Raw genomic sequence first — 25159 nt, 5'->3', positions numbered from 1 at the left:
CCGCCTTCTCCTTCTGCTCTTTATTTGCTCACATATATAAAACTTCATTCTTACCGGATCCGCCGCTTACAGAGCATTAAGTTTGGACAGAGGCCACCAGATATACATGGCCTTTCCGACGATGAAGGACTGCGGCACAGCCCCGAAATAACGGCTGTCCTTGCTCGCGCCGGCATGGCGGTTATCTCCCATCACAAAGTAGGTTCCGGCTTCAACCGTCAATGCCTCAAAATCCGAATCCTGCACAGCTGTATCTACATAAGGCTCATCAGCCAGTACGCCGTTGACATAAAGCTGATGCTCTTTCACTTCTATTACATCACCCGGTACGCCGATTACGCGTTTAACCAGATATTCCTTGCGGTCCGGTCCCAGACTCGGATCATGCAGCACAACAACATCCCCCCGCCCCGGGTCAGCAAAGCTTAAGGTTATTTTGTTGATAATCAGCTTCTCACCCTCATACAGCGTAGGCTGCATAGACTGTCCGATTACGGTTGAGACATTGAACACAAACAGATTAAGCAGCGACATGATTACAAATACAATTGCAGCAGTGAGCATCCAGTCCCGCAATTCCCGCGCCCATTGATGTGCCGGCCCTCTTCTGGAGCCGTTATGGGTAACCGAGCGGTATCTTTGTTTGCGGCTGCGCATGAATGCCTTTTCCGGTACACCGTTCATATGCCACCTTCTTGCTCTGATAATTATTCAGGCGACGCCGCTTGTGCTTTGGCCCATAACAATAGAAAAGCATATCTCCCGGCCATTTGCAACGACAACGGGGGAGATATGCTTTAGTATAATGAAACAGACTATGCAAATCGTCATAGTTCTCTATTCTAGTAAATGTTTCCGCTTACGTATATCGGAAGAAATAATCCTTAACCGACAATGCTAAGCTTACGTACGGATTTGAAAATCTGATTCTCGTTATAGCCCATCGCTTCATACAGCGGCAAAGCAAACGAGTTATGCTCATCAACGGCCACAAAGATGCCGCTAACCTTACGGGCCTGGAATCTGTTCTCCATCGCCGATACCAGACTTCTGCCGATTCCTCTGCGGCGGTATTCAGGATGAATGGCAATACGGAAATAACAGCCGTGATTCTTTTCAATCGTACCGATCAGTGCACCGACAATCTCACCATCTTCTTCAGCAACTACAATGAGATCGGAATCCCAGGAAAGCTGCCTGGAGAAAGGCTCCATCGTGCTCTCAAAACATTCTTCCGATAATGCGTTCTGCAGCAATTCAGTCACAGGGGTAACGTCGCTTAATTGAAAGGAACGAACGTGCATTCTTTAAATCTCCCTTTTCTATGGCTTGGATTTTACAAAAAGAAGGAGTTCCCGCAACAGTAGACAAAGAAAAAAAGCATGGAAAAACGAATGGATGCTATCTCGAAGAAGTCGCCGAATCCATCTTGACATTGGAAGCTTTTCTCGTGGTCAAAGAAGTATTAACCGTATGTAAACGGCTGATAGCATCTTCAATGTTCAAAAACCGAGGAATACCTGCTTTTAACTCTATTAAAGCACACTTTTCTGGCGATATCACCATTTTTCTTTGGAAAGCGCTTTATATCAAACGCTTTCATTGAACAACTTTACACATTTGCATGTTTAAGGTAATTCTAAGCGCATAAACATTCTTTTCCGGGAGATTCTAAACTTTTAACATAGCCTTAACATAGCCGGTAAGTTAATCGGGCCTCACACTTTCTAAACATAAATGTTTGTTTAATGTTGCATTCTTGTTCCAGATACGGTTTAATAATAGTATCTTATTGGTTACATACCCTATAGGGCACATTGGAAATAAGGGGTTTTGACGTCAAGACCGCCAAAATTCTTTATCTATACAAATTCTCATAAACTCAGGAGGGATTTTTCCATGGCATTTCAATTACCGGCACTTCCTTACCCGAACAACGCACTTGAACCACACATCGACGCTTTGACGATGGAAATTCACCATGACAGACACCACAACACGTATGTGACGAACCTGAACGCTGCTCTGGAAAAGGCGCCTGAACTGCAGGACAAGAGCATCGAAGAGCTGCTCACTGACCTGAACGCAGTACCTGAAGCCATCCGCACTGCTGTCCGCAACAACGGCGGCGGCCATGCTAACCACACGCTGTTCTGGGAAGTTATCGGACCTAACGGCGGCGGCGCTCCGGCTGGCGCACTTGCGGCAGCTATCGACAGCGAGCTCGGCGGCTTGGACAAGTTCAAAGAAGATTTCGCTGCGGCGGCAACTACCCGTTTCGGCAGCGGCTGGGCTTGGCTCGTTGTTAAAGACGGCAAGCTGGCTGTAACAAGCACACCTAACCAGGACAATCCAATCAGCGAAGGCGCTACACCAATCCTTGGCCTGGATGTATGGGAGCATGCTTACTACCTGAACTACCAGAACAAACGCCCTGATTACATCAAAGCGTTCTGGAACGTAGTGAACTGGGAAGAAGTCGGCAAACGCTACGAAAGCGCAAAATAAGACTCCTGCCGCCTAAGCGGACAGGGTGAACATAACGGATACCGCCCCCCGGGCGGTGTCCGTTTTTTGTGTGTTGCGGACTGGGCGGGAGCTCTGGATAGGGCTGGATCGGGGCTGGACGTGGCCGGACGGGGGCTGATTGCGTACTCTGAACGTGGCCGGATCGGAGGCTGGTTGCGGGCTCTGGACGTGGCCGGACGGGGGCTGATTGCGTACTCTGAACGTGGCCGGACGGGGGCTGGTTGCGTACTCTGAACGTGGCCGGACGGGGGCTGATTGCGTACACTTTGCTATAAGTGTAGATTGTGCAACTAAAACCCCCGTTTTTAGCCATATCTGCCGCTTAGCTGCACTCTGTGCAATTAAAAAACGGACATTGCTGATTTTCAGCTGTTTCAGGCTGATTTAGCTGTACAAACTGCAGCTATATGGTGAAAAAGCAGAGATACGCAAGTTTTAAGTGTAGAGAGTGCAGCTATACGGTTCAAAGGCTGAGATACGCAGGTTTCAAGTGTAGAGAGTGCAGCTGCTGAGGTGCATTAGCCAGGCTGCAGCCCGCCTCCCTAATTCCGCATGAAAAACAGCCTTGCCGTATTACCGGCAAGGCTGTTTCTTGCGGTGCAGCTACAGCTACTCCTTCTCCGCCTCATCGAAGTAGCTGTTGAGCAGCTTGAGAAAGACGTTCGGGAAGGCGTAGTCCGCCATGTCCGAACGGCGGATCCAGCGCACCGCGCCGGCGTCCTCCGGATGGTCCCCATCCGCGAAGGGCTCCGCCGGCAGCAGCCCGGCGGCCGGCTCAGCCGCCGCCGTCCCAGAGGACGCCCGCGCTTCTGCCGCCAGCGGCAGAGCAAGGGCGTCCTCTTCCCTGCAGATGTACACCTGCAGGGTCCACACAATATGGCTGAACGTATGCTCCGCAGCCGTCCAGTGCCCCTCAGGCCGGGCGAAGATCCCGGCCTGACGCAGGGACCGGCGCAGCCGGTCCAGCGCTGCCGCTTCCGGCAGCAGCGCCCCGGTGCCGCCGCCCGCAGCAGGCGGCGCAGGCCAGTGCGGCAGCTCCCACATGCGGGCTAACAGCCCGCTCTGTGGCCGCTGCCGGATCAGCACCTTACCGGCATGCTCGCCGCTGCCGGTGATGAGGGCCGCCAGCCGCTCCTCCGGACGCGGCGGCTTGGCCTTGGTCTTGACGGGCAGCGACGTCTCGCAGCCCGCCAGGCGCGCCGCGCAGTGCTCCATCACCGGGCAGATGAGGCAGCGCGGTGATTTCGGCGTGCAGATCAGCGCGCCCAGCTCCATCAGCGCCTGATTGAAATGTGAAGCCTCCCCCTCCGGGATCAGCTCAGCCGCCAGACGCTCCATCTTCACCCGGGTGGGCACCTTGGCGATGTCATCCTCCAGCAGGAAATAGCGGGATAACACCCGCATCACATTGCCGTCCACCGCCGGTTCAGGCCGGTTGAAGGCGATGCTGAGGATCGCACCAGCCGTATAGGGGCCGACACCCTTCAGGCTGAAGACAGCATCGCGGTCGTTAGGGACCTCCCCGCCGTACTGGTCCTTGACCTGCCTTGCCGCATGCTGCAGGTTCCGAGCACGTGAATAGTAGCCCAGCCCCTCCCAGCATTTCAGCACATCCTCCTCCGGCGCATCCGCAAGTGACTCTACCGTCGGAAACCGCTCTATGAACCGGTTGAAATATGGAATGACCGTATCCACTCTTGTCTGCTGCAGCATAATCTCCGATATCCAGATATAATACGGATTACGGTGGCGCCGCCACGGCAGATCCCGCTTCTGCACCTTATACCACTCCAGCAGATTTGTACTAAAAAACAACTTAACCTGCTGCTCCTGCTCTTGTTGTTTATCCGTTGTCATGCTTTTGCTCCTTGCCTGTAAATTCTCTTCCTCAGGGAAGTGCCCTGCAGCACTTAACGTTCTCTTATCCTGACCGCAGTTCTCTCACTGCGATCCCATCCAGCGCAGCCCGTCTCAGCCTCGCCGCTCCACAACCGCAAAGGTTGAAGCCAGCTCCTGGCTGTGGGTTATCGTAAGATGAATAATATGCTCTTCCCCGTTCAGCCCCAGCCTGAACCAGGCCTGCTCTGATAGTGTCACGGACGGTTTGCCGGAGGCACCCGGCAGAATCTCAATATCCTGAAAGCCCGCTATGCTGCCGATTCCGCAGCCCAGCGCCTTAACCACCGCCTCCTTCGCAGCAAACCGGCCCGAGACGAATTCAGGCAGTCTGCCTGCCCGTCCGTCTGCCAGCTCAAGCTCAGACGGAGTGAGGATACGCCTGATGAATTTGCTGCCGGATTCCTTAGATAATATATCCTTCATGCGCCGGATCTCCAGCACATCATGTCCGATTCCATAAATCACAATTCCACACTCCTTATAAAAGTACCGTCAGGTAATGCTTCGTTTGCAAACCCCGGTCTTCTATCTGCTGTCTTTCAATGAACGCTTTATTAATGGTATTATCTTCATATACATTCTTGGTATTCTGGAATCATTATAGTCCGGGATTTATTATCTGTCATATTATCTCTGAACCAAAGAGAGGGGATTCACCCGATGAACCGTAACTTCCAATTGCCCGCTGGTGAGGATGCCGTGCTGCGCTGCTCCCATTTCCCGGCCCGCACCAAAGCCACGAGCCTGATAGTCATTGCACACGGCTATAAAGGATTCAAGGATTGGGGAATGTTCCCCTACCTCGCCGCCGAGCTGAGCCGTGACCATGAAGTCATCTCTTTTAACTTCTCCCACAGCGGAATCGGTGAGGACCCGCAGAATTTCACCGAGCTGGAGAAGTTCGCCCGCAATACTTACAGCAGGGAAATCAGGGATCTGGAGATCCTGCTCTCCTATCTCAGCCAGCATCATAAATTTGGGGCGCTCCCCCTGTTCCTGCTGGGACACAGCCGCGGAGCCGGGGACAGTCTGCTGTATGCGCTGGACCACCCGGATGAAATTGCCGGAGTCATCTCCTGGAACGGGATCACCGACCTTGATCTGTTCACGGAGGAGCAGAAGCACGAGATGAGAACGGCAGGCCGCAGCCATGTGCTTAACGGCCGTACCGGCCAGCAGATGCCGCTGGATGCTGTAATTCTTGAAGATCTGGAACGCCAGGCCGAACGTTATAATATTCTTGAACGGATGAAATCTGCCCGCTTCCCTGCCATCCTGATTCAGGGAACGGAAGACAGCGCACGGCTGCGGAAGGGCTCTGAGCAGCTAACCGGGCTCCGTCCCGATATCCGCTGGGTCCAGATTGAAGGCGGAGACCATACCTTTTGCACGGTTCATCCCTTTGCCGGGACAACCCCGCAGCTGGAGCAGGCCATCATCGCTTCTGACGCCTTCATCCATGAGACACTGGAGAGCCGTCGCAGCCCTCTTTAAACTGCACAGCAAAACCGCCGGAGAGACGGTACTAGTACACTCCGGCGGTTTTTTCTGACCAAATGAATTCTTACCCTCTGCTAGATCCCCGGGATAACATTGCGTTTATGCGCTGTTCTCTTGTAATAACGCTCCAGCTTCTCTGCAGCCTCCGGACTGACCGGTTTACCTTCCAGATAGTCACTGTTCTCATCATACGTTAAGCCAAGCTCGGTTTCATCCGTTTGACCTGGCCACAGACCCGCTGTCGGCGCCTTGGTCACAATCTCATCCGGCACTCCCAGATAGACGGCAAGCTGGCGGACCTGACGTTTGTTAAGCGTGCTCAGCGGCGTAATATCAACCGCACCGTCCCCCCACTTGGTATAGAAGCCGGTAATCGCCTCAGAGGCATGATCCGTCCCCACTACCAGCAGGTTATTCTCAAAAGCAAGCGCGTACTGCATCACCATCCGCGTTCTGGCCTTCACATTCCCTTTGCCCTGATGCGTGATGTGGCGGTGCTGTCCCAGCGCCTTAATGCTGTGCTCCACTTCGAGCGCAATCTCATTAACAGCCTCCTCGATATTGGTCTCGACCTTATGGGTAAGCCCGAAAGCCTCCACTACCGCATAGCTGTGCTCAATATCCTCCTGTTCACCATAGGGCTGGAACACACCAAGTGTAATATATTCCTTCCCTTCCCCGGCAGACAGCTCGTCCGTTGCCCGTTTGCATAGCCCTGCTGCCACAGCGCTGTCAACGCCGCCGCTAATCGCAATCAGCAGACCCTGTGCGCCGGCCTGGCGGATATAAGCTTTCAAGAAATCCACCCGTTTGCGCACCTCTGCTTCCACATCAATGGCCGGCTTGACACCAAGGGCAGCAATAATCTCTTCTTGCAGGCTCATCACCATTCCTCCGTTTCTGCAACTCCTTCTATTCGAAAAAAAATCCCGCAGAGCCGGGCTTCGGCTGCCGCGAGATTCCTCTGAACCATTACCCGTAATTTACTGGCAATAACGGTCAAATACTTCTTTCAGCTCAGCAGCAATTTCACTTGCCGAACGGTCCTCAACACCATGACGTTCAATGAAATGTACGAGCTCTCCGTCCTTCATCAAGGCGATGGAAGGTGAAGAAGGCGGATATGGGGCAAAGTATTCGCGTGCTTTGGCAGTTGCTTCCTTCTCCTGGCCTGCGAACACCGTAAACAGGTGATCCGGGAGCAGCTCGTTCTGCAGAGCCTGAGCTACGCCGGGCCGGCACTGGCCGGCTGCACAGCCGCAGACGGAATTAACAACAACAAGCGCGGTACCCTTTGAAGATAGAAGGGCAGCCTCTACTTCTTCCGGAGTCAGCAGTTCCTGGAACCCGATACCGGTTAGATCGTCGCGCATAGGCTGAATTGAATCACGCATATATTGATTAAATGACATGGACATTCTCAAGCACTCTCCTTTGCCTTTTACAGCGGTTGAATTGGGCTGCATAACCGCAGCAATCACTAACTTTATTATACATACATACCCTGTGAAAGCAAGGAATGCCGGCGGACTCTCCCTCACCCTGCAAGGTTTTCTTCAGGGGCTTCATAGGGTATGGCTATTGTAAAAGCAGACCCTTCCCCCAGTGCCGAATCTACCCTGATGGTCCCGTTATGACGCTCGACGATACTTAAGCACAGCGGCAGCCCGAGGCCCGTCCCCTGGCTCTTGGTAGTAAAAAAGGGAGTAAACAGGTCGGCAAGCTTATCCTGGGCGATTCCGCTGCCGGTATCCTTGATTGTCAGCTCAACAGTACAGCCGTTAACCCGGGTTTCCAGTGTGAGTATACCTTTGGCATCCATCGCCTCCATCGCGTTACGGGACAGGTTCAGGATAAGCTGCTTGATCTCCCGGACATTCAGCTTCAGCAGCGGCAGCGCAGGACATCTGTTCAGCTCCACGCTCTGGCCGCGCAGATTGGCATCTGCCCAGAGCAGCGGAGACAGTTCTTCTATTATATGGTGAAGCTGGACCATCTCTTTATCGGAGACCCGGCTCTGGGCCAGAGACAGAAAATCATTGATGATTCCGTTGGCCCGGTCTAGCTCGTCCATGACAATCTGGTAGTAGGAATCAAGCTCTCCCGGGCTTTTCTCACGCATCAGCTGCAGAAAGCCGCGGACTACCGCCATCGGATTACGAATCTCATGCGTGATGCCGGCTGCCATCTGGCCTACCAGCGTCAGACGTTCCACATGGTCCAGCTCCGTCCGGATTTTCTCCTCCTCCGTAATGTCCTGGACAATCATAACCACCCCGTCCGGGGAGCCCGATCCCTGCTGAACCGGGGCTGTATATATCTGATAGGTGTATTGCTCGCAGGTGATCTTGGCGTTGGAGCGCTGCTTGTTACAAAAAACAGCCTTCAGCTGCGTAAAGGTCTGCTTGTCTACAATGTCAGCGAACAGCACCGCAGCCGGCCTGGAAAGAATTTTTTCCCTTGTATAGTCAGGGTAATGCCGGTGGATCAGCTTCAGCATGAATTCATTAAGCTCTGTGATATACCCGCGTTCATTCATGGACATTATATTAAGCTGGACGATATCGGTGACCTGCTCCAATTTTTTGGATTCCCACATAAACCGCTCCGATAGGCCCTCCATTTTCTCTTTAACCAGAACCTTATCCCATGCCGTTTCGATCAAAAAGACCAGCAGGCCGCCGCTCAGCACTGTGATGAACAGGTATAACGTAAGGAGCGCAACTTCAGTGCTTACGGTCTGCGCCTCCCGGATTGTCCTCATATTGGGCAGCATGACAACAAAAAACATGTACGGGAACAGTACCGCAGACAGCAGCATAACCTTCTCCATCCACTTCGCCTGCTTAAACGGACGCGCTAACCCGAACAGCAGCGGATAGAGCAGGATACCGGAATTAATAATGATGGCACTCAGCCCCGGCGGCTCTGAGAATAAAACCGTGCAGAGCAGAAAGTAAGCGCAAAGACTCAGCCCCGGACGGAAAGAGGCGTACAGGATTCCGATGAAAGCGGGCAGCACCGCCATATTTAAATAGACCCCTCCGGCCAGGGTGGATGACAGGATCGTGCAGGCGGCAATGCTGAGTGCACAGCCGATTACAAGAAAGGACAGATCATCCGGGAGACGCTGGTTTCTGCGGGTTATGTGCCCCTTGTCCAGCCACCATTGAAACAAAAATAAAAAGGAGCAGGCTGCCGATATCTGCAATAGAATATCCTTTATTTCCTCATTAATTGCAATCACTCCCTGAGTTAGACAAAATACCCTTTCCCATTTAGATTAAAGCATAGCCCGGGTTTTCTTACAACGACATTCCCCCCTGGAACAAGGCGCTGCATCAAACCGGCGGGCATGGTAAAATTAAAGCAATTAAACAGTTTGGGAGTTAACTAAATGAGATACGATGTGATTATAATCGGCGGAGGCTCCGCCGGGCTGATGGCCGGTATTGCCGCAAGCAGCAAGGGCGGTAAAGTGCTTTTGCTGGAAAAAGGGGATAAGCTCGGGCGGAAGCTGGGGATCTCCGGGGGCGGCAGATGTAATGTAACCAATAACAAAGAGATCGATGAGCTGATCAAGTATATTCCGGGGAACGGCCGTTTTCTGTACAGCGCTTTTTCCCAGTTCAATAATAAGGATATCATCGCATTCTTCGAGAATCTGGGCATCCGGCTGAAGGAAGAGGACAACGGACGGATGTTTCCGGTCAGCGACAAAGCAAAAACGGTGGTGGACACCCTGGTCAAACAGGTACGCGGTCAGGGAGTCGAGATCCGGCTGCATGCCCCGGTGCGTGAGCTCCTGTATAAGGAGGATAGGGTGGAAGGGGTCCGTCTGCACAGCGGCGAGATTATCAAGGCCCGCAGTGTCATCGTTGCGTCCGGCGGCAAATCCGTACCTCAGACCGGCTCAACCGGGGACGGCTATCCTTGGGCTGAGCAGGCCGGCCACACCATTACGGAGCTTTTCCCGACCGAGGTACCGCTTACCTCCAATGAACCTTTTATTCAGAGCAAAGAATTGCAGGGTCTTTCCTTAAGAGAGGTGTCCCTTTCCGTGTGGAATCCCAAAGGCAAGAAGCTTATTGAGCATCAGGGGGACATGCTGTTCACCCATTTCGGTATTTCCGGACCGATTGCCCTGCGCTGCAGCCAGTTTGTCGTTAAGGCGCTGAAACAGTTCGGCACCGGCAACATTGAAGTCTCGATCGATTTTTTGCCTGGCAAGAGCAGGGAAGAGGTATACAGCGAGACTCTGAAGCTTGCAGAGCAGGAATCCAAAAAATCGGTCAAAAATGTGCTGAAGGGCTATCTGCCCGAACGGATTATTCCGATCCTGCTGCAGAAAGCGGGCCTGCCCGAGACGCTTACCTACGATAACATTCCTAAGCAGGACTGGCAGCAGTTCGCCCAGCTGATCAAGCGTTTTCCAATCAGAGTGTACGGCACTTTATCGATTGAGGAAGCCTTTGTTACAGGCGGAGGCATTAACCTCAAGGAGGTTGATCCCAAAACAATGCAGTCGAAGCTGATGGAGGGACTCTATTTCTGCGGGGAGATTCTTGATATTCACGGCTATACCGGAGGCTATAATATTACAGCAGCCTTCTCTACAGGCTATATGGCCGGGGAAAATGCCGCTTCACGGCCTGAATAAAGGATTTCTTCTCTATGGAAGCCAAAAAGCGTTGCCCCCGGATGTGCGGGGGCAACGCTTTTTCATCAGGAATCTTAATGCTCCGTCAGGCGGATAGTCGTGTAAATCCGGGCGATGAATGTTCCGATGCCGTAGCCAAGCGGTGCAAACAGCAGCAGCCCCCACCAGCCGTACAGCGGAATACATACTGCCGCTGAGCATAATACCGTATAGGGAACAGCCATGATCTGCATAGCCTTCGCCCCGGCCTCAGCCTTCTGCACTTTGCTGAAAGGCAAAATGCCGATGTAATCATCTCCGGCAAAGAGCAGCCAGAAGGAGCTTAGCCAGTAGCACATTAAAAGCGCCAGAACAGCTAACAGGATCCACTTTAAAAAGGCCGGCGAAATAAGGAGTGCCGTCATGGATACGCCTGTGAACGATAAGTACAGCTTCAGATGAGCAGGATTGCGGACAAGTGCCTTCAACCCCGCCGCAGCGAAGCGGCCCTCCGGGCGTTTTGAGGACAGCAGCGGCTGCGACCTGCGGAAGATCCATGGCTTGTACCTGGTAGGACGCGGTTTATCCAGTACGCCGCGCAGCAGCAGGCCGGCGATTCTCATCCGCTGCTTATAGTCTTCACGCACATCGCTGAGAAAGGTTCCCCGCAGCCGGAGACGGTAACGTAGAGCCCAGGCGGTTACTCCTGCATATACGGCGGCGGCAGCCAGCAGCAGCAGAGGGCTGTTCTGCCACTGCGAAGCCAGCCATACATACAGCCCGGACGGCACCGTAACAGCCGGAAGCAGCCACAGCCAGCGGCGTAAGCCCTGACGCTGCACCCTGACGATATGCCCCAGCAGCTTGATGCTCCAGCCGGCAGCGACACTCAGCAGCAGCAGCGCTCCGGCTGATGCCGGGCTGAGACCGTAGCCGCGGATGATGAAGGGCAGCAGAACGGTATACACAGCGGCTATTTTGAGCGCAGTCACGGTCAGGCTGTAGATTGTTCCGCGCAGCAGGATACTTCCTATCCAGTTCTGCCGCTGTCTGAGGAACAGCAGATCGCCTTCCTGCAGCAGCAGGACCATTCCGCCGGTCAGCAGCAGGATTGCCAGCACAAGCAGAATGAACAGGAATGGAATTACTGACACCCAGCCAGGCATCTCTCCTGACCAGAAGCCGTAATAGAAACGGCCGCCGAGCAGGCCGCCAGGGATAATTAAGTAGAGCAGGACTGTCCAGTCCACTGCCGTCCGGATAATGGCTGTCTGCTCGCGCCAATGTGAGAACAGCCGCCGCCGGAACAGCCGCCGCCCGGTAGGGAAAGCGTAGCCGGCACCTGCCGAATAGCCCCCCTGAGCCTTAGCAGCCTTACGCTCCTGCCCCCTCATGTCAACTCGTCGAAGCAATCAAACAACGACCCCTCCGGCAGCTCTGCAATGCCGCGGATTTCCTCCAGCGTCCCTGATGCCGCTATTTCGCCGCCGGAGATCAGTACAAAGCTGTCGCAGATTTTCTCAGCCGTATCCAGAACATGCGTAGACATAAGCACCCCTGCTCCCCGCTGGCGCTCCGCCTCAAGCAGCCGCAGGAAATCCTTGGTTGCCCGGGGGTCCAGCCCGATAAACGGCTCGTCCACGATATATACGTCAGGCTGAACAAGAAAGCCCAGCATCAGCATCATCTTTTGCTTCATGCCTTTGGAGAAGCCTGCCGGAAGATCATCGCGCACATGGCCCATTCCGAACTGTACCAGCAGCTTCTCTGCTGCCGGTTCAAACTGCTCATACGGCAGGCCGTAGGCCGCAGCAGCCAGATCCAGATGCTCCCAGAGTGTCAGATCCTCATAGAACACCGGCTGCTCAGGGACATAAGCATATGATTTATTCTCCCCGCCGATCGTCACTTTGGCTTTAGCGTGCTTGAGCAGGCCAAGCAGTGTCTTGATCGTCGTGCTTTTACCGGCACCGTTCGGGCCGATCAGACCAAGCAGCTCCCCCCGGCGGACCTGAAAGAAAATATCGGAAATCCGTTTATCCCCCGCCTCGTAGCCGGCCTCCTCGATATCTACATCCAGGACGATCTCCCGCTCTTCCCCAATCTCTTGTAACTCTTCCATACCGCGCTCCATCTCCTAATATTAAATACAACGTTATCCCGGAAGTATTCCGGGCTTTCTACCATTATACGTACAACGGCAGAGACACATCAAATATTACTTGAGGGCTGCCGTCCGGTGCCAGACATCCGCTCCTGCCGGGGACAAATCGCGAAAATGACACTCTTTTGCCCAAAAAAGTGTCACCGTCAAAAAATTGTTTGATTTTTAATAATTAAAAGTGTGCTCATTGTGACAAATCACATGTTCTTGATCTATTGTTTGACGTATTGTAAGGGTATCTTAAATTTCACTTGCAGACGGATGACTGCAAACGGAGCAATGATTCCTTACGTACGGGGCAACCTGTACGATTAACGATAACAATAGAGGTGGAGAAGCATGATACAATCCTATGAACGCGATACCCAATTAACACTGCACTTGTACCGGGTTTTTGCCAAGTCGTTCAAGAGCATCAATGAGCATGCCGTTACCGGAAGCAAGATTGAGGGCTTCAATCCGACAGCCTTTGCTGTTATGGAGGTTCTGTATTATAAGGGGCCTCAGCCGATCCAGCAGATCGGAGCCAAGCTGCTGCTGCAGAGCGGGAACGTCACTTACGTAATTGACAAGCTTGAGGAACGCGGATACCTGCAGCGCAAGCCTTGCGCCAACGACCGCCGTGTGATTTTTGCTGAGCTGACTACTGAAGGCGAACAGCTGATGAGCGAGATGTATCCAAAGTACTCGGAACGTCTGCACCTGGCTTTCAGCGGACTGAATGATGAAGAGAAGGAACAAATGATTGTTCTGCTCAAGAAGATGGGCCTGCAGGCCGAGAAGCTATCACCGCTGCCCCGCAAATAACCTATAGGCAAATCAGATATTGTGAATCAATTCACTATTTAAGTATGCCTATAACCTTAGAGAAACGGCTGCACTGTCCTGACGGACGGATGCAGCCGTTTTGTCATGCTTCCTTCAGCTTCGTTGTTTCTTCCCCCAGTGAAGGCACGCCGCTGCGCAGGCCTGAAGAAATAATCAGGGACAGGACGGCAAATACGGCCATTACAATGAACAGGGAGTGCAGACCGCCCTCCAGTGCCCCGTGCAGGCTGCTCCAGGCATCCCCGCTCAGGGTGCTGCCGCCGTGCGGGTTCAGCAGCTTATTAATATCCGCCCCGCTGACCGCACCGGTCTGATCCGCCAGCTGGCGGTTAATGCTGAGGTTAAGCCAGGACCCGAACAGCGCCACTCCGACTGTCTGGCCGAGTGAGCGGGTGAACGTATTCAGCGCCGTTGAGGCGCCGCGCTGTTGATGCGTAACCGATGACTGGGCGATAATCGTAAACACGGTAGAGGCATAGCCGAAGCCCACACCGCAGAACAGCATCAGGCACAGGAGCAGCAGCTGTGAAGAAGCGGACGTCATAAATATAAGTCCAACCGCACCTGCGGTAATCAGGGATAGTCCCAGCATGCCTGTCCGGCGCGCTCCGGCACGGAGAATCAAGCGGCCGCCGGCGATGGAGCCGATTGTCCAGCCTACGGACATCGGAGCCAGCAGCAGGCCGGAGAGCGCTGCACTCCCGCCGAATACGCCCTGTACCCACAGCGGCACATAGGTGGACAAACCGATAATCAATGTACTGACGAGCAGATTAGCACCAGTGGATACAGCAATGTTACGGATAGAGAACAGCGACAGCGGCAGCATCGGCTCCGGTGCACGCCGTTCTACGAACAGGAATATCACCAGCAGAATAACCGCGGTTCCCAGCAGACCAAGCAGCAGCGGAGAGGTCCAGGCCAGATTCTGCCCGCCGGCCGTAAGGCCGAACAGCAGAGCACCTACACCTGCCGCGAACAGCAGTACCCCGGCTACATCAATCTTCGCCGCCCGTCTTACCTTCTCTTCCTTCAGGTAACGGGCAATAAACAGAATCGACAGCAGGCCAAACGGCAGGTTAAACACAAATACCCACCGCCAGCTCAGATAATCGACCACATAGCCGCCAAGCAGCGGTCCGGCGAGGGAGGATATTCCCCATACTGAGCTCAGCAGCCCCTGTGTCTTGGCCCGTTCTTTAATGCTATAAATATCACCGATAATGGTAAAGGTCATGGGAATCAGTGCTCCAGCCCCAATCCCTTGAATAGCCCGGAACAGGATCAGCTGCCCCATGCTCTGTGAAAGACCGCACAGCAAAGAGCCCAGCAGAAAGACAACCGCTCCGCCCATGAATACCGGTTTGCGGCCGATCAGGTCACTCAGCTTGCCGAAGATCGGCGTAGTCACAGCCATCGTCAGCAGATAAGCGGTAAAAATCCAGCTCAGCCACTGGATGCCCTGAAAATCACCGACGATCGCCGGTCCCGCCGGCCCTGTAACAGTCCCCTCTATGGCAGCCAAAAAAGTGGCCAGCAGTACCCCTGTTAAAATAAGCTTGCGCTCTGTTTCTCCTGGTGTATTCAATGAAATTCATATCCTCTCTATGTTCTGTCACTGCGCAGCAGGGCAAACAGCGCCGTATCCTGAAAACCGGAGGCCGTGTGCCGGTACTGCCGCATGATCCCTTCTTCTGAGAAGCCCAGCGCGCGGAACAGCCCCGCTGCCCGGAGATTGTCAGGATGGCACAAAGCCTCAATCCGGTTCAGCCCCATTGTGACGAAGCCGAATTCCAGCAGGAGCGCGAGTGCCTCCCGCATATATCCCTGCCCCCAGCAGGAAGGAGACAGCTCACACCCCAGCTCCCCCCGGTAAGCCCCCGCCAGCTGCCATTGATTAAAACCGCAGCTGCCGATAATCTCTCCGCCCGGAAGAACAATGCTCCAGCGCAGGCTCTCTTCCTCCCGGGACATCTGCAGCAGCAGCTCAATCAGCTGCTCAGCATCAGCGGCTGAGGCCAGCGGCGGGGCATCCAGCCACAGGCCGACTGCCGGATGTGTCCATATCTCATACAGCGCCGCTGCGTGAGCAGCTGAGAGCGGACGCAGGCTGACTCTTGCCCCGTACAGTGTCGGTATGATCCCGGCGCTTTTGTACACCTGCCTCGTCCCCCTTCATTTCTATTAAGTATACATCAAATGTCAGGAATGCTCCTTATCATTTCCGGCAGGCACGCCGCCAATAAAAAAAGCGCCTGCACCAGGTATGATTCCATCCTGATACTGACGCGTTCATTGCTTTAGTTAGCCAAAAACCGGAATTAGCCTGAAGCCTTCGCTGCTGCCTGGGCAGGAGTGAGCACCTCAGAGCACAATACCTGAAGCTTCACCTGGATATCCTTGAACTCTTCTATGCCTGTACCAGTGATACTGAACGCATCGCCATGGGCTGTAAGAAAGTTTTCCTGAGTGAGCCGCTCCAGTTCCTGCTTCACCTCGCGTTCCGCCACCCGGTATCCCAGCTTCTCAAGTTCGGGCAAAGTATCTGATAATGTTAGGTCCTTCTCATGTGCGATATAAAGCATATGAATTCCTATGAACAAGTTCTGTACATCGGCGCGCATATTCTACTCCTTCCGGCCAAGAGCCTGTGATATATAATGCATTACCCTGACAGGAGGAAGCGGAAACACGGTTGCTGTTCCAGATAAGGTGCCTATTGTGAGCAATGCAAAATTACGGTAATGCTTGACGGGGCGAGTATACGTGTACTATGTTCTTAATTACAGTTATATTTCATTACTGATTTAAGGTACAGGAAGGTGATGCTTCATGTTTCAGGCAATGCCCTATGACGGGACACGCAGCGAACGGTTTGAAGCTGTGCTGTCACAGCTTGCAGCACTGATTGACGGAGAACCGAGTGTGGTTGCCAATCTGGCAAATGCTTCTGCGCTGCTAAAATATTCGATGCCGGATACGAACTGGACCGGATTCTACTTATTCGACGGTAAAGAGCTTGTCCTTGGACCTTTCCAGGGGCTTCCGGCCTGTATTCGTATTCCGCTGGGCCGCGGGGTCTGCGGCACCTCTGCTTCTGAGCGCCGGACTCTTGTAGTAGACGATGTTCATGCCTTCCCGGGCCATATCGCCTGCGATGCCGCATCGAACAGTGAGATTGTGGTTCCTCTTGTCAAGGAAGACCGGCTGCTGGGAGTGCTTGATATTGACAGTCCGCTCAAGCACCGCTTCGATGACGAGGAGCGGCGTTTTCTGGAGCGTTTTGCGGCCATGATTACCGAAGTAATGTAGACGGTGCAGCACAGATAAGGCCGCCGCAGATTCAGGTAACTCCCTGATCTGCGGCGGCCTCTTTTGTACCCGGAAATGCTAATTATCTGACCGGATTGATTCTCCAGATTTCAGCCGCATAGCGGCTAATCGTATTATCGCTGGAGAATTTGCCGGAATGGCCGATATTGACGATCGACTTCTTCAGCCATTCACGCTGATTGCGGTAGGCAAGGTCAATTTTGACGTGAGTCTCTACATAGCCTGCAAAATCCTTAAGCACAAAGAATTCATCATTATTATCAATCAGCGACTGATACAATGTATCAAATTCCTGGGTGTTGCAGCAGACCGGTCCGGGGGTCACCAGCTGATCCAGCACTTCCTTAACACGCCCGTCACCGTAATAGATATCGCGGGAATGATAGCCGCCGAACTGATGATAATCCATTACCTGCTCCGCCCGCAGACCGAACAGGAACATATTGTTGTCACCGACCATTTCATGCATCTCCACGTTTGCCCCGTCCATCGTACCGATAGTCAGTGCACCGTTCATCATAAACTTCATATTCCCGGTACCGGAGGCTTCCTTACTTGCTGTAGAGATCTGTTCACTGACATCAGCGGCCGGAATAATCTTCTCAGCCAGTGAGACCGAATAGTTCTCCAGGAAGAAGATGCGGATCTTCCCCTTAATATCCGGGTCATTGTTCACTACGTCTGCTACCGTGTTAATCAGCTTGATGATCCGCTTCGCCAGATGATAGCTCGGCGCCGCCTTCGCCCCGAAAATAAAGGTACGCGGTACCATATCCATGGACGGGTTATCCTTCAGCTGGTTATACAGGTGCATAATATGCAGAATATTCAGCAGCTGGCGCTTGTAGGCATGCAGCCGTTTGACCTGCACGTCGAAGATTGAATCCGGGTCAACCTGAACCCCGTGCTTCTTCGTGATGTACTCGGCCAGCCGCAGCTTATTGCGCCGTTTGATGGCCGCTACCTGCTCCTGGAAGGAGGCATCCTCACTATATTTAATCAGCCCGATCATCTCCTGCGGCTGATGAATCCAGCGTGTACCGATTGAATCATTGATCAGACGGGTCAGCTCAGGATTGGCGTGCATCAGCCAGCGGCGGTGTGTAATGCCATTCGTTTTGTTATTGAACCGGTGCGGATACATCTCATTGAACAGGCGCATTTCACGCTTCTGCAAAATTTCAGTATGCAGTGCGGCTACCCCGTTAACACTGTGGCTGGCTACAATCGCAAGGTTCGCCATACGCACCTGATCATCATGAATGATCGCCATCTGGTTAATCCGGTTCTGGTCGCCCGGGTATTTGCTCATCAGCTCACCGCAGAACCGGGCATTGATCTCCTCAATAATCAGGTAAATCCGTGGCAGCAGCTCCTTGACCATATTCATCGGCCATTTCTCAAGCGCTTCGCTGAGAATCGTATGATTCGTATACGAAACCATGCGGGTTGTCATATCCCAGGCCGTGTTCCAGCCGAGGCCGTGCACATCCATCAGAATCCGCATCAGCTCGGGAATCAGCAGGGTCGGGTGCGTATCATTGATATGAAGCGCCACTTTGTCCGGGAGCGCTTCAATCGGTGCTCCGGTCTTGCTGAAGGTACGCATAATACTTTGAACACCGGCACTGCACAGGAAGTACTGCTGCTTCAGGCGGAGGAGCTTGCCCTCGTACTGTGAATCATCGGGATACAGGAATTCGGAAATGGATTCCACCGAGCGTTTGTATTCCAGGAATTTGTGATAATCCGATCCGGCAAGTGATCCTGACATCCGGGATGCCGGAGTAATCGATTCAGCGCTCCAGTTACGCAGTGTATTAACATGCTTGCGGTCAGCGCCTATAACCGGTACATCATAAGGGACCGCACGTACGGCCTCATAATCCTTGTGCTCAAACTTCAGCTCGCCGTTCTCCTCACGGGTTTCGATCCGGCCCCAGAAATGGACCTCAACCTGCTTATCTTCCCGGCGCACCTCCCACACATTATCGTTCTGCAGCCAGTAGTCAGGCAGCTCTACCTGATAGCCGTCGACAATCTTCTGCTCAAACAAACCGTATTTATAACGGATGCCGCAGCCGTGGCCTGCATACTGGAGGGAGGCAAGTGAATCAAGGAAGCAGGCAGCCAGCCGGCCGAGGCCGCCGTTGCCAAGTCCTGCATCCGCTTCTTCCTCCTCCACATCACGCAGATTGAAGCCCAGCTCTTCAAGCCCGTCCCGCACTACCTCCAGATCACCCATATTGAGCAGATTATTGCCCAGCAGGCGTCCGATCAAAAATTCCATTGAGAAGTAATAGACCTGCTTCTGCTGGCTAACCTTGTATTTCTGATTGGTCTCTGCCCAATTCATCCCTGCATTCTCACGGATCATGTTACCGAGAATCTTGTACACGTCACCATTCGATGCTTCTTCCAGCGGCTTGCCAAGCTTACTGATCAATGTCTCACGGAATACTTTCTTGAAGCTTTCTTTGTTGTTAAACAACAGCAGGTTCCTCCAGTCGGATGTGTATTTGTATAAGATACATGGCCTCTATGGAAAGTCAGGACCAGCCGGGCTGCTGTAGCACACAGCCCGGCTGATCCTGGGGTTAAATTTTGCTGCTCTTGGCGATGACAAACGGACGTTTGCTATCCCCGACGAGTATCCTGTCCTTGCTGAGATGTACGTCTTTATCCATAATAACATTCTCAATGACCGCATTCGCTTCAATCACACATTTCTGCATAATGACGGAATTGACGATTCTTGCCCCCTCACGGATCTGCACGCCCCGGAAAATCACGCTGTTCTCAACGGTTCCGCCGATGATGCAGCCGTTGGCCACCAGGGAATTGGTTACGTTCGCGCTGTCCAGATAACGGGTGGGGGCTTCATATTTAATCTTGGTCTGTACCGGATTTTCCTTAAACAAACCAAGATAATTCTCCTGCTTAAGAAGCTCAAGGCTATTCTTATAATAGCTCTCCAGTGAATTGATAACGGCATGATAGCCCGTATACTCATATCCGGCAATTTTGAAGTTGGCCCGGTTCTTCTGAATCACATCACGGAAGAAAAAGCTCTCCCCGTGTGCAATGCAGTATTCCACCTGCTCAAGGAATAACTTCTTTTCCATGATAAAAATATCCAGATACACATTGGGATGATGCTTCTCCTGATGAATCTCAGTAACGAAGCTGTCATCGTTCAATTCAACCCGCAGGCAGGCATCATGCTCAGGCTGAAGCTGGTCAATTGCTTTGTAGACAAGCGTGACGTCAGCTCCTTTTTCCAGATGGTACTGGAAGACATCCTGCAGATCAACGGTGTTAATATGCTGGCTTCCCGAGAAAACGATGTATTTAGCCGATGCTCTTTTGAAAAAATCAAGATTGTTATGGTAATGCTGGAGGTCCCCGATTGAGGTATCCGTCGGATCGTTCCAGTCAGGAGGCAGAATGAACAGCCCCCCATGCTTGCGGTTCATATCCCAGGACTTGCCGTCTCCTAGATGGTCCATCAGTGAACGGTATTTGCGGCGGACGAACAGCCCGACACTCTCCAGCTCCGCTCTCATCATATTGGACAGAACGAAATCAATCAGCCGGTAACGGCTGGCAAAAGGCACGGCCGCCCCGCAGCGGAAATAGGTTAATTCGTTCAATTTGTCCAGTTCATGATCAAGATTAATTACGCCCATAAGCTCTTTCATCGCGGTCACCGTCCTCTGTATTTATATGGTTTTGGCTGCAACTGATTTGCGTTTTTTGCTACGATTGTCGATCAGCAGAATCTCATCCTCATTCTCCCGGTCATTGCCGATCTCCATATAATCCTCGATAACCGTATTTTCGCTGATGATAGCTTTATGAATACGTACGTTCTTCCCGATCTTCACCTTGGGCATAATAACAGAGTCCGTAATGACGCTGCCTTCGCCCACCTCCACACCGTAGAACAGCACAGAATGCTTCACTTCCCCGCGCACAATGCAGCCCTCATTAATAATGCAGCTGGACACTTTGGCTTCCGGGGCCACATATTGTGCAGGCTGGTTAGGGTTGCGGGTAAAGATACGCCAGTTCGGATCATTCAGATTCAGCGGCGGATGATCGCTCAGCAGGTCCATGTTGGCTTCCCAGAGGCTGGTTACCGTACCTACGTCTCTCCAGTATCCTTCAAAAGGATAAGCATACAGGGAGTTGCCGTCCTCCAGCATCAGCGGAATGATATCTTTCCCGAAATCATGTGAGGATTCCGGCTTCTCGCCGTCCTCCAGCAGATGTTTGCGCAGAACATCCCATTTAAAAATATATACACCCATCGAAGCCAGCGTGCTCTTCGGTTTGGCAGGTTTTTCATCAAACTCGTAGATTTTGAGGTCTTCCTCGGTATTAAGAATGCCAAAACGGCTGGCCTCCTCCAGAGGAACGTCAATAACGGAGATCGTGCAGTCCGCATTTCTTGTCTTGTGATACTGCAGCATGGCGTTGTAATCCATTTTGTAAATATGGTCACCCGACAAAATAAGTACATGCTCGGGATCGAACTGGTCTACAAATTTCAGATTCCGGTAGATCGCATCAGCCGTTCCGCGGTACCAGCTGCTTCCGTTTTCCCGTTCATGCGGCGGCAATACGAATACACCGCCATCCTTACGGTTCAAATCCCAGTCACTGCCTACTCCAATGTATGAATGCAGAACCAGCGGCTCATATTGCGTCAGCACGCCAACCGTATCAATTCCCGAATTTGAGCAGTTGCTCAGGGGAAAATCAATTATCCGGTAGGTTCCTCCAAAATACACAGCGGGCTTGGCAAGTGATTTGGTCAATCCCTTCAGCCTTTTCCCTTGGCCTCCCGCCAATAGCATAGCTACCATTTCTTTTTTCTTCATGGAAGAGCCTCCTTGACATATGGGTAATAAAACATGAAATAAATGAGGTTTGGGTACATCTGATTCCAAAAAGAAGTGTGCATTAAAAGAAGAAAATGAAAAGAAATGTGCCAGAAAAGGAAATTTGATAAGATGACAAACGGGGGAAACACAAGGATATGTATCACACTGCCAGAATGATAACAAAACTGCTAATCATCCGGTGGTATCCTTATTGTAAAGTGTTCTAGGCCCGTCGTCAAAACCCTTTTATATGACCAGCAAAAGTTAATTTTTCCGCTATTTTCTTTCAATCCTGACATTTACAGCATGTATATATAAATTAACCATAATGATTAACCATGAACTGCATTTGCGAATCGTTTTGTGCGATATATTCAGCAAACGTTCAACCTGATGTGTCATAATATAGCCATCTCTATACGTAAACGGAGGAATTAACCATGAAAGCTGCCCAAGGCGTACGCCTTTTGCTCGTTGATGACGAGCCTCATATACTCCAGTTTCTGGAACTGGGCTTAACCAATGAAGGCTTTGAAGTAAAAACCGCACCTGACGGGGCAAGTGCCATCGCTGCAGCGGCAGACTTTAAACCGCATGTGGCTATTCTTGATGTTATGATGCCCGGAATGGACGGATTTGAAGTATGCCGCTACCTGCGCTCGGAAGAGGCGGAAATCGCCGTTATTATGCTTACGGCCAAGGACGAAGTCGATGACCGGGTAAAAGGCCTGTCTATCGGAGCGGATGACTACATGATCAAGCCGTTCAGCTTCGATGAGCTGCTGGCCCGGATACAGGCCCGGCTGCGGAACCAGTTCCCCGGCCTGCTCGGCGAGGTACGCTGCGGCCCGTTCCGGATCGACAGCAGACGCAAGGAACTCCGGTTCAGGGACGAGGTGCTGGAGCTGTCCCCGACCGAATATGAGCTGCTGCAGTATCTGGTAATCAACCACGGCCTGGTGCTGAGCAAGCCGATGATTCTGGACAAGGTATGGGGCTATGACTTTGGCGGTGAAGAAAATATCGTTGAAGTCTATATCCGTTCCCTCCGCGAGAAGCTGGGTGATAAGGAGCACCGGATTATCCGTACCCTGCGCGGAGCAGGTTACCGGGTAGACCTGTTATGAGAAGAGTCATGTCCGGATTCTTCCGCCGGCTCCGCTCACCGCGCTCCCTGCGCAAGCAGCTGCTGGCAACCTCCCTGCTTATTCTCTCCGGCCTCCTGCTGCTCATCGGAGTCCTGCAATACGTGCTGATGCGCAACTTCATCTACAGCAACAGGGCGGAATCAATGGAGGCCCAGCTGCGGTCTGTGCCGCGGGATTTTTTTTACCGGCTTATCTCCGGTGATTTCTCGAATCCTTTTGGCGGCGGCAGCGGCAGCCTGCCGGGAAACAGCCCGTCAAGCCAGCGCAACGGCGAGGGAGGGCGCCCGCTGCTGCTGGATGCGCATACGACCATTGCCGCATACAGCTCAGACGGCACCTTTACCGATTTGCAGCAGGATACGCTCTCTGATTCTGCCGCTCCGCAGCTGACTAATGAGCAATATAATGAGCTGCTAACCCATACGACGGAGAAGGCGACCGGAAGCTACAGGCTCATCACGGCCTCGGACGGCAGCCAGCATCTTGCAGTGTTCATGGATCTGGGCCGGCCCGGCAGCAATAAAATTTTGCTGCAGATGAGTGTCGGGACGGGTCCGCTCAGGGATGTAATCGTGCAGCAGCTGCTGATTTTCGCCGCACTGGCGGTAGTCGCCCTGCTGGCGGGCCTGTTCCTCTATCTGCCTGCACTGCGCAAGACACTGGTACCGTTATCTAATATGGGTGAAGCCGCCCAGCGTATTGATGCCGGCAATCTGGATGTGCGCTTTCCTGTAGATCAGGGGCAGACAGAAATTGATAAGCTTTCCCATTCGTTCAACGGAATGCTGGAACGGCTGGAGGTCTCCTTCCGCAGTGAGCGTGAAGCCAAGGAGCAGATGCGGCGTTTTGCCGCCGATGCCTCCCATGAGCTGCGGACACCGCTCACCTCCATCCACGGCTTCCTGGAAGTGCTGCTGCGCGGAGCAGCGGACAATAAAGAACAGCTCTATAATGCGCTGAACAGCATGCATGGTGAATCTAAACGGATCAACAAGCTGGTGGAGGACCTGCTGCTGCTGGCCCGGATGGACGGGGCGCCCCAGCTTAGAGTTAAAGAGCTTCTGCTTGACGGGATTATCGGGGAAATGCAGCCCCAGCTGCTGGTGCTTGCCGGCAGCCGCAAGGTAACCTTTGATATTGCCTGCGGCATCCGCGGGATGGCTGATCCTGACAAAATCAAGCAGGTTATTCTCAATCTGTTCCATAATGCCGTGCAGCATACGGATAGCGAAAAAGGCGCCATTCTTCTCTCTCTCCATGCAAGAAATACGGAGGCAGAGCTTACAGTGAGCGATAACGGCTCAGGAATTTCAGCCGAGCAGCTGCCTCATGTCTTTGACCGCTTTTACCGCAGCGATTCATCGCGCACACGCAAATACGGCGGATCGGGCCTGGGATTATCCATTACCAAGTCGCTTGTTGAGGCACATGGCGGAGCCATCCATGCAGAGAGTACGCCCGGTAAGGGAACCTTCTTCAGGATTACGCTCCCCTGTCTGGCAGATTAGTAGCTTATAAGCTGTAATTAACGTTATAATAGTAAGCACTACATCATTTTCAGGAGGTTAACGTTATGTATGAAGTAGCTGTTATCGGAGCCGGCCCCGCCGGTGCAAGTGCCGCCCTGTTCACTGCCAAGGCAGGCAAGCAGACACTGCTGATTGATAATGACAAGGGCATGACCCGCAGAGGCTGGTATGAGAACTATTATGGCATTGCTGAAATCGGCGGCCCTGATCTTGTTGAAACCGGACATAAGCAGGCGGTTAAATTCGGAGCGGAGCTGGTTGCTGATCAGGCGGTTAACCTCACAGCCGGCAGTGAAGGATTTACCATTGAAACGGAAAGCGGCGCTACTTATGAAGCGAAGCATGTCATTCTGGCAACGGGCGTACTGACCGATCTTGCCGCCAAAGCCGGTGTGGCAACAAAGGACGGCACAGAGCCGAGAATCAAGACGGTAGTAGCGGTTAATGCAGAGGGCAAAACCAATATTGACGGAATCTGGGCAGCCGGAACAGCTGCCGGTGTCAGTGTACACGCCATTATTACTGCCGGAGACGGAGCAAAGGTGGCCATCAACATTATCAGCGAGCTGAATGGTGCCAGATATGTGGATCATGATTTGCTGAAGGCATAATACGGGACACCTCTATACAGCCCAGTACTTTAGAGCAGCAAAAGGCTATCCCGGTTGATCGGCCCGAGGCCTTTCTTCCGGGATAGCTTT

The 25159-nt window shown here is 52.8% G+C and carries 23 protein-coding genes; 8 read left to right on the top strand and 15 right to left on the bottom strand.

Annotated elements, in window-relative coordinates; all coding sequences use genetic code 11:
- Positions 1-66 precede the first annotated feature (66 nt).
- Both lepB and BN3772_RS19260 read right to left on the bottom strand, forming a co-directional pair.
- Positions 67-684 carry a signal peptidase I gene (gene lepB / locus BN3772_RS19265; protein ID WP_086074657.1) on the bottom strand — a complete coding sequence of 206 codons (618 nt, stop codon included), beginning with the start codon at positions 682-684 and terminating at the stop codon, positions 67-69.
- A gap of 200 nt (positions 685-884) precedes the next feature.
- Positions 885-1304: a GNAT family N-acetyltransferase gene (locus BN3772_RS19260; RefSeq protein ID WP_042172613.1), complete on the bottom strand. Its 420-nt coding sequence runs from the start codon at positions 1302-1304 to the stop codon at positions 885-887.
- A 595-nt stretch (positions 1305-1899) separates the two neighbouring features.
- On the opposite strand from BN3772_RS19260, the gene BN3772_RS19250 reads away from it, so the two are divergent.
- On the top strand, positions 1900-2508 hold the full coding sequence (locus tag BN3772_RS19250; protein ID WP_042172609.1) for a superoxide dismutase: 609 nt from the start codon (positions 1900-1902) through the stop codon (positions 2506-2508).
- Positions 2509-3138: 630 nt separating this feature from the next.
- Here the strand turns inward: BN3772_RS19250 and mutY are convergent.
- Together mutY and acpS are read right to left on the bottom strand one after the other, a co-directional pair.
- Positions 3139-4386, bottom strand: a complete 1248-nt coding sequence (gene mutY, locus BN3772_RS19245) for an A/G-specific adenine glycosylase (protein WP_042201474.1) — start codon at positions 4384-4386, stop codon at positions 3139-3141.
- 114 nt (positions 4387-4500) lie between these two features.
- Positions 4501-4893: a holo-ACP synthase gene (acpS, locus tag BN3772_RS19240; RefSeq protein ID WP_042201472.1), complete on the bottom strand. Its 393-nt coding sequence runs from the start codon at positions 4891-4893 to the stop codon at positions 4501-4503.
- A gap of 195 nt (positions 4894-5088) precedes the next feature.
- Here acpS and BN3772_RS19235 point away from each other — a divergent pair, with 195 nt between their 5' ends.
- A complete protein-coding gene (locus tag BN3772_RS19235; RefSeq protein ID WP_042201470.1) occupies positions 5089-5922 on the top strand; it encodes an alpha/beta hydrolase family protein in 834 nt (277 codons plus the stop codon).
- A gap of 80 nt (positions 5923-6002) precedes the next feature.
- Here the strand turns inward: BN3772_RS19235 and nadE are convergent, their stop codons facing one another.
- From nadE to BN3772_RS19220, 3 genes are all read right to left on the bottom strand, one after another.
- A complete protein-coding gene (nadE, locus tag BN3772_RS19230) occupies positions 6003-6812 on the bottom strand; it encodes an ammonia-dependent NAD(+) synthetase (RefSeq protein ID WP_042201469.1) in 810 nt (269 codons plus the stop codon).
- Positions 6813-6911: 99 nt separating this feature from the next.
- Complete coding sequence (locus tag BN3772_RS19225) at positions 6912-7346, bottom strand: BrxA/BrxB family bacilliredoxin (RefSeq protein ID WP_042201468.1); 435 nt, start codon at positions 7344-7346, stop codon at positions 6912-6914.
- Between the two features lie 119 nt (positions 7347-7465).
- The gene (locus BN3772_RS19220) at positions 7466-9139 is read right to left on the bottom strand and encodes a two-component system sensor histidine kinase NtrB (protein WP_052380592.1); all 1674 of its coding nucleotides are present in this window, start codon (positions 9137-9139) and stop codon (positions 7466-7468) included.
- Positions 9140-9325: 186 nt separating this feature from the next.
- On the opposite strand from BN3772_RS19220, the gene BN3772_RS19215 reads away from it, so the two are divergent.
- The gene (locus tag BN3772_RS19215; RefSeq protein ID WP_042201467.1) at positions 9326-10588 is read left to right on the top strand and encodes a BaiN/RdsA family NAD(P)/FAD-dependent oxidoreductase; all 1263 of its coding nucleotides are present in this window, start codon (positions 9326-9328) and stop codon (positions 10586-10588) included.
- A 74-nt stretch (positions 10589-10662) separates the two neighbouring features.
- On the opposite strand, the gene BN3772_RS19210 is transcribed toward BN3772_RS19215, so the two are convergent.
- Both BN3772_RS19210 and BN3772_RS19205 read right to left on the bottom strand, forming a co-directional pair.
- On the bottom strand, positions 10663-11979 hold the full coding sequence (locus BN3772_RS19210; RefSeq protein WP_157643624.1) for an ABC transporter permease: 1317 nt from the start codon (positions 11977-11979) through the stop codon (positions 10663-10665).
- On the bottom strand, positions 11958-12689 hold the full coding sequence (locus tag BN3772_RS19205) for an ABC transporter ATP-binding protein (protein ID WP_042201465.1): 732 nt from the start codon (positions 12687-12689) through the stop codon (positions 11958-11960). The genes BN3772_RS19210 and BN3772_RS19205 overlap by 22 nt, the downstream gene beginning before the upstream one ends.
- A gap of 381 nt (positions 12690-13070) precedes the next feature.
- On the opposite strand from BN3772_RS19205, the gene BN3772_RS19200 reads away from it, so the two are divergent.
- Positions 13071-13538 carry a MarR family winged helix-turn-helix transcriptional regulator gene (locus BN3772_RS19200; RefSeq protein WP_042172592.1) on the top strand — a complete coding sequence of 156 codons (468 nt, stop codon included), beginning with the start codon at positions 13071-13073 and terminating at the stop codon, positions 13536-13538.
- A 103-nt stretch (positions 13539-13641) separates the two neighbouring features.
- Here the strand turns inward: BN3772_RS19200 and BN3772_RS19195 are convergent, their stop codons facing one another.
- From BN3772_RS19195 to BN3772_RS19185, 3 genes are all read right to left on the bottom strand, one after another.
- Positions 13642-15147 (bottom strand): MDR family MFS transporter, encoded by a 1506-nt coding sequence (locus BN3772_RS19195; RefSeq protein ID WP_042201464.1) that lies wholly within the window; start codon positions 15145-15147, stop codon positions 13642-13644.
- 17 nt (positions 15148-15164) lie between these two features.
- Positions 15165-15719, bottom strand: a complete 555-nt coding sequence (locus BN3772_RS19190; protein WP_042201463.1) for a GNAT family N-acetyltransferase — start codon at positions 15717-15719, stop codon at positions 15165-15167.
- A gap of 161 nt (positions 15720-15880) precedes the next feature.
- Positions 15881-16183: a hypothetical protein gene (locus BN3772_RS19185; protein ID WP_042172587.1), complete on the bottom strand. Its 303-nt coding sequence runs from the start codon at positions 16181-16183 to the stop codon at positions 15881-15883.
- Positions 16184-16391: 208 nt separating this feature from the next.
- On the opposite strand from BN3772_RS19185, the gene BN3772_RS19180 reads away from it, so the two are divergent.
- The gene (locus BN3772_RS19180; protein ID WP_042172585.1) at positions 16392-16871 is read left to right on the top strand and encodes a GAF domain-containing protein; all 480 of its coding nucleotides are present in this window, start codon (positions 16392-16394) and stop codon (positions 16869-16871) included.
- Positions 16872-16953: 82 nt separating this feature from the next.
- Here BN3772_RS19180 and BN3772_RS19175 read toward each other — a convergent pair whose 3' ends face one another.
- The 3 genes from BN3772_RS19175 to BN3772_RS19165 all read right to left on the bottom strand — a co-directional run bounded on the left by BN3772_RS19175 (position 16954) and on the right by BN3772_RS19165 (position 21778).
- A complete protein-coding gene (locus BN3772_RS19175) occupies positions 16954-19383 on the bottom strand; it encodes a glycogen/starch/alpha-glucan phosphorylase (protein WP_042201462.1) in 2430 nt (809 codons plus the stop codon).
- Positions 19384-19489: 106 nt separating this feature from the next.
- Complete coding sequence (glgD, locus tag BN3772_RS19170) at positions 19490-20593, bottom strand: glucose-1-phosphate adenylyltransferase subunit GlgD (protein WP_042201461.1); 1104 nt, start codon at positions 20591-20593, stop codon at positions 19490-19492.
- Positions 20594-20614: 21 nt separating this feature from the next.
- Positions 20615-21778: a glucose-1-phosphate adenylyltransferase gene (locus BN3772_RS19165; protein WP_042201460.1), complete on the bottom strand. Its 1164-nt coding sequence runs from the start codon at positions 21776-21778 to the stop codon at positions 20615-20617.
- A 443-nt stretch (positions 21779-22221) separates the two neighbouring features.
- On the opposite strand from BN3772_RS19165, the gene BN3772_RS19160 reads away from it, so the two are divergent.
- The 3 genes from BN3772_RS19160 (at position 22222) to BN3772_RS19150 (ending at position 25069) form a co-directional block, all read left to right on the top strand.
- Positions 22222-22908 carry a response regulator transcription factor gene (locus BN3772_RS19160; protein WP_042172580.1) on the top strand — a complete coding sequence of 229 codons (687 nt, stop codon included), beginning with the start codon at positions 22222-22224 and terminating at the stop codon, positions 22906-22908.
- Complete coding sequence (locus BN3772_RS19155; protein WP_042201458.1) at positions 22905-24437, top strand: sensor histidine kinase; 1533 nt, start codon at positions 22905-22907, stop codon at positions 24435-24437. The genes BN3772_RS19160 and BN3772_RS19155 overlap by 4 nt, the downstream gene beginning before the upstream one ends.
- Positions 24438-24502: 65 nt before the next feature.
- On the top strand, positions 24503-25069 hold the full coding sequence (locus BN3772_RS19150) for an FAD-dependent oxidoreductase (RefSeq protein WP_042201457.1): 567 nt from the start codon (positions 24503-24505) through the stop codon (positions 25067-25069).
- Positions 25070-25159: the final 90 nt, after the last annotated feature.

It is taken from the genome of Paenibacillus camerounensis (genome assembly GCF_000723885.1).
In the GTDB taxonomy this organism is placed as follows: domain Bacteria; phylum Bacillota; class Bacilli; order Paenibacillales; family Paenibacillaceae; genus Paenibacillus_AQ; species Paenibacillus_AQ camerounensis.
The sequence above is the reverse complement of the archived record's forward strand: the minus strand, read 5'-3'. Positions and strand labels throughout refer to the sequence as shown.

Bases quoted from the DNA above. Each gene is read 5' to 3' on its own strand.
- BN3772_RS19225 (WP_042201468.1), bottom strand. From the start codon at position 7,346: ATGTCCATGTCATTTAATCAATATATGCGTGATTCAATTCAGCCTATG.
- BN3772_RS19180 (WP_042172585.1), top strand. From the start codon at position 16,392: ATGTTTCAGGCAATGCCCTATGACGGGACACGCAGCGAACGGTTTGAA.
- lepB (WP_086074657.1), bottom strand. From the start codon at position 684: ATGAACGGTGTACCGGAAAAGGCATTCATGCGCAGCCGCAAACAAAGA.
- BN3772_RS19250 (WP_042172609.1), top strand. From the start codon at position 1,900: ATGGCATTTCAATTACCGGCACTTCCTTACCCGAACAACGCACTTGAA.
- BN3772_RS19200 (WP_042172592.1), top strand. From the start codon at position 13,071: ATGATACAATCCTATGAACGCGATACCCAATTAACACTGCACTTGTAC.
- BN3772_RS19185 (WP_042172587.1), bottom strand. From the start codon at position 16,183: ATGCGCGCCGATGTACAGAACTTGTTCATAGGAATTCATATGCTTTAT.
- mutY (WP_042201474.1), bottom strand. From the start codon at position 4,386: ATGACAACGGATAAACAACAAGAGCAGGAGCAGCAGGTTAAGTTGTTT.
- BN3772_RS19155 (WP_042201458.1), top strand. From the start codon at position 22,905: ATGAGAAGAGTCATGTCCGGATTCTTCCGCCGGCTCCGCTCACCGCGC.
- glgD (WP_042201461.1), bottom strand. From the start codon at position 20,593: ATGAAAGAGCTTATGGGCGTAATTAATCTTGATCATGAACTGGACAAA.
- BN3772_RS19215 (WP_042201467.1), top strand. From the start codon at position 9,326: ATGAGATACGATGTGATTATAATCGGCGGAGGCTCCGCCGGGCTGATG.
- BN3772_RS19165 (WP_042201460.1), bottom strand. From the start codon at position 21,778: ATGAAGAAAAAAGAAATGGTAGCTATGCTATTGGCGGGAGGCCAAGGG.
- BN3772_RS19205 (WP_042201465.1), bottom strand. From the start codon at position 12,689: ATGGAAGAGTTACAAGAGATTGGGGAAGAGCGGGAGATCGTCCTGGAT.
- BN3772_RS19160 (WP_042172580.1), top strand. From the start codon at position 22,222: ATGAAAGCTGCCCAAGGCGTACGCCTTTTGCTCGTTGATGACGAGCCT.
- BN3772_RS19260 (WP_042172613.1), bottom strand. From the start codon at position 1,304: ATGCACGTTCGTTCCTTTCAATTAAGCGACGTTACCCCTGTGACTGAA.
- nadE (WP_042201469.1), bottom strand. From the start codon at position 6,812: ATGAGCCTGCAAGAAGAGATTATTGCTGCCCTTGGTGTCAAGCCGGCC.
- BN3772_RS19235 (WP_042201470.1), top strand. From the start codon at position 5,089: ATGAACCGTAACTTCCAATTGCCCGCTGGTGAGGATGCCGTGCTGCGC.
- BN3772_RS19150 (WP_042201457.1), top strand. From the start codon at position 24,503: ATGTATGAAGTAGCTGTTATCGGAGCCGGCCCCGCCGGTGCAAGTGCC.